This is a genomic window from Inhella gelatinilytica (assembly GCF_016093295.1).
Taxonomy (GTDB): domain Bacteria; phylum Pseudomonadota; class Gammaproteobacteria; order Burkholderiales; family Burkholderiaceae_C; genus Inhella; species Inhella gelatinilytica.
Window position 1 is genome coordinate 1,077,345 of sequence record NZ_JAEDAL010000001.1, and the last position, 7,115, is coordinate 1,084,459.

Here is a 7,115-nt window from a genome sequence, read left to right on the forward strand (position 1 = left end):
CCGCCCCGGTTGGTTTGGGTGGCGGGATGGCGCTGCCGGCGGGGACCCTTTTGGGGTGCGTGCTGGCGACTACTTCCACCCTTTCCAGAAAGGCTGGGTGCCCGTGAACGGCGCCCCTGAAACGATGTTGAATCGCACCTTGCTTTCCATCCTTCTGTCTTTGACTGTGGCCCCTGCTGCTTGGGCACAGGACGCGGCGGCCTACAAGAGCGTGGCCGAAAAGGCGCTGGCCAGTCACCCTGAGGTGGCGGCGCGCTTGAATGCCTACCGCGCAGCGACGGAAGGATGGACGGCAGCCAAGGCGACGCGGGGCCCCAAGATCGGCTTGAGCGCGGATGCCGGTCAAGACCGCTACACCTATGAGGCCATTCCCAGCTCGACCGTGAAACGGTCAGGCGTCAGTTTGACCCTGAGCCAGGTGCTCTGGGACGGGTTGGGGACGCAGCACGAGGTGAAGCGCAGCTCGCACGAGCGTTTGGCGCGCTATTTCGACCTCTTGGACGCGACGGAATCTGCCGCGTTGGAAGCCAGCCGGGCGTTGATCGATGTGCAGCGCTTCCGCCGTTTGGTGAGTTTGGCAGCCGACAACGTCGCCGAGCACCGCAAGGCGCTTCAGCGCATCGAGTCGCGGGTGAAGGCCGGCGTGGGTCGTGGCGTGGACTTGGAACAAGCGCAAGCGCGTCTGGCGCTGGCTGAATCCAACCTCATCACCGAGCGTTCGAACTTCCATGATGTGGTGGCTCGCTATCAGCGAGTGGTGGGCGAGGCGCCGCGCCGTGAAGCTGGCGCGTTGGCCGTGCTGGATACGCAGCTGCCCGCGACGGTGCAAGCGCTGGCCGGCACGGCGGTGAGCCAGCACCCGGCGGTTCAGTCGGGCGTGGAAGGCGTGCGCGCCGCCCAGGCGGCGGTTCAGGCGCGTGAAAGCGCCTTGCAGCCGCGCGTGGAGTTCAAGGCCAAGACCGGCCGGGGCCACAACTTCAACAGCTTGGAGGGTCGCCGTGGTGACAGCGGCGCGGAAGTGCTGCTGAGCTGGAACCTGTTTGATGGTGGGGCCGATCGTGCCCGGGTGCGCGAGCAGGTGGCGCTCTTGGGTCAAGCCAGCGATTTGCGCGACAAGGCTTGTCGCGACGTTACCCAGCAAGCGGTCATCGCGTTCAACGACGTCACCAAGATGCGGGACCAGTTGCAACTGCTGCAGGCGAACACCGACGCCATCGAACGCGCCCGGCAAGCCTACCGACAGCAGTTCGACATTGGTCAACGCAGTCTGCTGGACATGCTCAACGCGGAAAACGAGGCCTATGTCGCACAGCGGGCGTTGGCCAATGCCCAGTTCGACCGGGCCCTGGCGGCGGTGCGCACGCATGCTGCGCTTGGGCAATTGACCCGGGTGTTGGGTCTGAGCCGGGTGCAACAAGACGAAGGCGCCCAGGGCTGGCAGGCCGCAGAGGCCGCCCCCGGCCGGTGCCCGACCGCTGTGACCTCCCTGGATAGCCTGCTTTGAACCCCACGAAGTCCTCCACCCCAGGATCCCTGGTTCGGGAGGACTTGGCGCGACCGGACCCGCTGCTGGATTGTCTGGTCGAGGTGTGCCGCATGCATGGCCTGCCCGCCTCTCGGGCGTCGCTTAGCGCGGGCCTGCCGCAGACGGGCGAAGGGCTGAGCTTGGCCTTGGCCGAGCGCGCCGCACACCGTGCCGGGTTGACGGCGCGGATTCAGCGCATGGCCCTGACGGGCATTGACCGGGTGGCCTTGCCGGTGATCTTGCTCTTGCAGGACAACCGGGCCTGCGTGCTGGGCGGGTGGAGCGATGACGGGCAAACCGCGCGCGTGCTGCTGCCCGAATCGGGTGCGGGTGAGGTGACGCTTTCGTTGGCCGAGTTGGAAGCCCGGTACACGGGGCTCACGCTCTTTGTGCGTCCGCGTTTCCGTTTTGACGCGCGCGCCTCGACCGAACCGTCGGTGACCGCGCCGGCCGAGCACCCCTGGGCGAATCACTGGTTTTGGGGGGCGCTGCTCGAGCAGCGCGGGCTCTACAAAGATGTGCTGTTGGGGGCGGTGCTCATCAACCTGTTTGCCATCACGGTGCCTCTGTTCACCATGACGGTGTACGACCGGGTTGTGCCCAATGCCGCCTTCGATACCTTGTGGGCGCTGGCTCTCGGGGTGTTGTTGGTATTGGGGGCCGACCTGCTCCTGCGCTTGCTGCGCAGCCGCTTTGTGGATGAGGCCAGCGCGCGGGTGGATGTGCGCCTGTCCGCGGTCCTCATGGAGCGCGTGCTGGGCATGCGCCTGGAGGGCCGACCCGAGTCGGTGGGCTCCTTTGCCTCCAATTTGCGCGCGTTTGAGCAGGTTCGGGACTTCATTGCCGCGGGCACGGTGACGGCCCTGATTGATTTGCCGTTCACGGTCCTCTTTTTGCTGGTGATGCTGTGGATCTCGCCGTGGCTCACGATTCCTGTGCTGGTGCTAGGTGCCGCCATCTTGGCTTTGGGTTGGGCCCTGCAAGCGCGCTTGCAAAGTTTGGCGCAGACCACCTACCAAGCCAGCGCCCAGCGCAATGCCACCTTGGTGGAGGCCATCGCCAGTTTGGAGACGGTAAAGACGCAGGGTGGCGAAGGCCTGGTGCAAGCCCGATGGGAACGGACCAATGCGTTCCTGAGTGCCACCCAAGTGCGCATGCGCGAGCTGATGGCGCGCGCCACCAATGGCACCCAAACGCTGATGCAGCTCGCGCCGGTGGTGTTGGTGGTCATTGGGGTGTACCTGATCGCGGATCGGCAGTTGACCATGGGGGGCTTGATTGCGTGTTCGATGCTGGCCTCGCGGGCGCTGGCCCCAGCGGGCTCCCTGGTCGGGTTGATGCTGCAGTACCAAAACGCGCGCACGGCCCTGGATGGCTTGGAGCGCCTGATGGCGCAGCCGCAAGAACGTGGGCAGGGCGAGGTCAAGCTGGAGCGCCCGGTGCTGCGGGGCCAGGTGGAGTTCCGTAACGTTGGGTTTGCCTACCCGGGGCGGGACGACAAGGTGCTGGATGGTGTGAGCTTCACGCTGACGCCGGGTGAGCACGTGGCCATCATTGGCCGGGTGGGTTCCGGCAAGAGCACGCTTCAGCGCTTGATTCTGGGGCTGTACCAACCGACGTCGGGTGCGGTCTTGCTTGACGGTGTGGACATGCGGCAGTTGGACATGTCCGACGTGCGTCGCAACATGGCCTATGTGTCCCAAGAGGTGAACCTTTTTTATGGCTCGCTGCGCGAAAACATCTTGTTCGGGCAACCGCATGCCACCGATACCGCGTTGATCGAGGCCATTGAGATTGCCGGCTTGTCCGACTTCGTCAAACGGCATCCCCGGGGCTTGGACATGAAGGTCGGTGAGCGCGGTGATTTGCTGTCGGGCGGCCAGCGGCAGTGTGTGGGTCTGGCGCGGGCTGTGGTGCACAACGCCCCCGTCCTGTTGCTGGATGAGCCCACCAGTGCGATGGACTTCAGCAGCGAGGCGCAAGTCACGCAGCGCATGGCCCAATTTGCACAAGGTCGGACGGTTGTGCTGGTGACCCACCGGACTTCCATGTTGGCCATGGTGCAGCGCGTGATCGTGGTCGACGGCGGGCGCATCGTGGCCGATGGACCGCGGGATCGCATCATGGAAGCCCTGGCGGCTGGGCGCATTGCGAAGGCCCAATCATGAGTGCACCGCTTCCACCGGATTCGCTGCCGAACGCGGCCCCACCTGCCGCCAGTCCGTGGTGGCGCCGGGTGGCCGCTCTGTGGTGGGCCGATGACCGCGCACCAGCCGTGGTGTCACCGGCCGTTCGCAACTTTGAGGAAGAGGCGCAGGAGTGGCTGCAGGCTCGGACCCACCGCAACGCGCGGCGCTTGGTCCGGACGGCGGCGGGCGTCACGGCCATCTTGCTGATCTGGGCCGCCTTTGCCCGCGTGGACGAGGTGACTCGCGGTGAAGGCAAGGTCGTCTCGTCGCGCAGCTTGCAAGCGGTTCAGTCCCTGGACGGCGGGGTGGTCACGGCCATCCTCACACGGGAAGGGGATGTGGTCGACAAGGGCCAGGTCTTGCTCAAGATCGACGAAACACGGGCGACGTCGGGTGCGCGAGAAAACGCAGCGATGGGCTTGTCGCTGCAGGCTCGTGTGGCCCGTTTGAAGGCTCTCGCCGAGGGCTCGGAGTTCTTGCCCCCGGTGGCGACCGAGCCGGACGATCAGCGCGTTGTGGATGAAGAGAAGCGCCTGTTCGAGATGCGTCGGGCGGAACTCGTTGGCCAAGTGTCCATCATGAGCCAGCAGTTGCAGCAGCGGCAGCAAGAGCTGGGTGAAATGCGCGCTCGCAAAGTCGCGGCGGAGCGGGGGCTGGAGTTGGCGCAGGCTGAGCTCAGCCGCACACGGCCCTTGCTGGCGTCCGGCGCCGTCTCGGAAGTCGACATCATCAAGTTGGAGCGCGATGTGGCGCGCAGCCGCGGTGAGGCGGAGCAGTCCGCCGCACAAATCCTGCGCGTGGCCGCGGCCGTGGGAGAGGCGCAGCGCAAAGTGGCCGAAACCGAGCTCACGTTCCGCAACGAGGCGCGAAAAGAGTTGGCGGAAACCCTGGGTCGCTTGAACGCGCTCAATGAGAGCGCCGTGGCTTTGAATGACAAGGTCGACAAGTCCCAGATTCGCAGCCCAGTGCGCGGACGCATCCAGCGCTTGCTGGCGAATACGGTGGGGGGGGTCGTCCAGCCCGGAAAAGACCTGGTTGAAATCGTTCCGCTGGATGACGCCTTGGTCTTGGAGGCCAAGGTGTTGCCGCGTGACATTGCCTTCATCCACCCCGAACAGCCCGCAATAGTGAAGTTCACTGCGTACGACTTCTCGATTTACGGCGGTTTAGAGGCGGTGGTCGAGAACATCAGCCCTGACACTGTGGTGGATGAAAAGGGCAATGCCTTTTATGTGGTGCGGGTGCGCACGCTCAAGAGCAAGTTGGGCGACAAGCTTCCCATCATTCCGGGTATGACCGCCGAGGTGGACGTGCTGACGGGCAGCAAGACCATCTTGGCCTACCTGCTCAAGCCCGTTCTGAAGATTAAAGACAACGCGCTGCGCGAGCGTTGATCCCGCGCATGGCCACTGGCGTTTGGACGCCAGCACGAATTAGGAGACTCACATGCCTGTCATTACCAAACATACCGGCACCATCGTTCTTGGCTTGCAAGGCAAGGCCTTTATTCGGCGGGTCGACGGCAGCATGGAGCTCCTCAAATTGGGCGACGTGGTGCACAAGGGAGATGTCATCCTGACCTCCCAAGACGGTTTGGTGGAGCTGTCGGAGCCGCGCATGGTGGCCGTGGCGGCGGCGCCGGCCGCCAAGATTGATCCTGTACTGGCGGGCGACGGGGAGCTGACCTTCGAAGCGCCGGCTGCTGGTGCGCCGGGTGCGGGGGGAACGCCAGGCGGGGAAGTGGCGCCGCAGGTTCGGTTGGATCGGGTCAATGAGGTGGTGAATCCGGCCTCGACTGGGGGAACCAGCGGATCCGGGACCACCGGGTCCGGCACGGCGGGAGGCGCGGGAACGGAAGGCAATGCCCCGCCAACGGGCGCCGACGATCGACTGACCTTGGTTGAGGATGGCAGCGTTGGATTGGCGGCGATTGTGTTTGGTTTTGCCGACGCGGACGTGGGCCAAACCCTGCAGGCGGTGCGCATCGACACCTTGCCTGGAGCAGGCACCCTGCTGCTGAGTGGCGTTGCCGTCACGGCGGGGCAGGTGATTGCGGCCGATCAACTGGGGAACTTGGTCTTCATTCCAGCCGCTGATGCCAATGGCACGGACTACGCGAGTTTCCAGTTTTCAGTGCAGGACAGCCAGGGGGTGTTCTCAACAACCCCGAACACCCTGACGTTTGACGTCACGGCCGTGGCGGATCGCGCCATCATTGGCGAAGCAACTCCCGGTGCGGCCTCGGGTTCCACGCAGGAAGATATTCGGATCGGAACCGGCGGCACCCTCACCGTGGTGGACCCGGACGCGGGTGAGGCTGCCTTTGTGGCGCAAACCGTGGTTGGGGAACATGGCACGTTCACCATCAGTGCGACGGGGGTTTGGACCTACAACCTGAACAACGCCGATCCGGCGGTTCAGGCGCTGGGCTTGGGCGAGAGTCTGCCTGCCGAGGGTTTCACCGTCACCACCATTGACGGCACGTCGACCACGATCCGTGTGAGCATTGCGGGCAGCAACGATGGCCCGATGGCCCAGGCCGCAGGTCTGACTTCCAATGAAGATGCAGCGGTCGTGTCGGGGCGGGTCAACGCCACTGATGGCGACACCTCGGCCATCTTGACCTACTCCCTGACCAGTGCCGCACCGGCCGGGTTGAGTTTCAATGCCGATGGCAGCTACAGCTTTGATCCGTCCGTCAGTGCCTACCAGGCACTGGGAGCCGGCGAAACGCGCGTGCTCAGCATTCCCTTTGCGGTGACCGATGACCATGGCGCCCAGAGTACGGCCCTGCTGACCATCACGGTCATCGGAACCAACGACGCACCGGTGGCGGCCCCTGGAACGGGTGTCACGGGCGAAGACCAACCGCTCAGTGGCCGCCTGCCGACGGCGTCGGATGCGGAAGGCAACCCGCTGGTCTACGGCAAGGCCAGTGATCCAAGCCATGGCACGGTGGTGGTCAATGCAGATGGCAGTTACGTCTACACCCCGTCTCCGAACTACAACGGCCCGGACAGCTTCACCTACACGGTGAGCGATGGCCAGGGCGGCAGCAACACCTACACCGTGAACGTCACGGTGAGCCCGGTCAATGATGCGCCGGTGGCGGCCAACGCGGCGGTCACGACGAACGAAGACACGGCGGTCAATGGCACGCTGCCCACGGGTAGCGATGTGGATGGCGATGCGGTGAGCTACGCCAAGGCCAGCGACCCGGCCCATGGCACGGTGACCGTGAATGCCAACGGCAGCTACGTGTACACGCCGGTGGCGAACTACAACGGCCCGGACAGCTTCACCTACACGGTGAGCGATGGCCAGGGCGGCAGCAACACCTACACCGTGAACGTCACGGTGAGCCCGGTCAATGATGCGCCGGTGGCGGCCAACGCGGCGGT

General features: G+C 64.9%; 4 protein-coding genes. All 4 read left to right on the forward strand.

Annotated features, from left to right (window positions below; genetic code table 11):
• The first annotated feature begins 124 nt into the window (after positions 1-124).
• Complete coding sequence (locus tag I7X43_RS04900) at positions 125-1,504, forward strand: TolC family outer membrane protein (RefSeq protein ID WP_198099753.1); 1,380 nt, start codon at positions 125-127, stop codon at positions 1,502-1,504.
• Positions 1,501-3,693, forward strand: a complete 2,193-nt coding sequence (locus tag I7X43_RS04905; RefSeq protein WP_246480123.1) for a type I secretion system permease/ATPase — start codon at positions 1,501-1,503, stop codon at positions 3,691-3,693. The genes I7X43_RS04900 and I7X43_RS04905 overlap by 4 nt, the downstream gene beginning before the upstream one ends.
• Positions 3,690-5,108, forward strand: coding sequence for an HlyD family type I secretion periplasmic adaptor subunit (locus tag I7X43_RS04910; protein WP_198099754.1), 1,419 nt, complete (start codon positions 3,690-3,692; stop codon positions 5,106-5,108). The genes I7X43_RS04905 and I7X43_RS04910 overlap by 4 nt, the downstream gene beginning before the upstream one ends.
• A gap of 52 nt (positions 5,109-5,160) precedes the next feature.
• Positions 5,161-7,115 (forward strand): cadherin-like domain-containing protein (locus tag I7X43_RS04915; protein WP_198099755.1); only part of this gene is annotated, 1,955 nt, incomplete at its 3' end.

Bases quoted from the DNA above. Each gene is read 5' to 3' on its own strand.
- I7X43_RS04910 (WP_198099754.1), top strand. From the start codon at position 3,690: ATGAGTGCACCGCTTCCACCGGATTCGCTGCCGAACGCGGCCCCACCT.
- I7X43_RS04900 (WP_198099753.1), top strand. From the start codon at position 125: ATGTTGAATCGCACCTTGCTTTCCATCCTTCTGTCTTTGACTGTGGCC.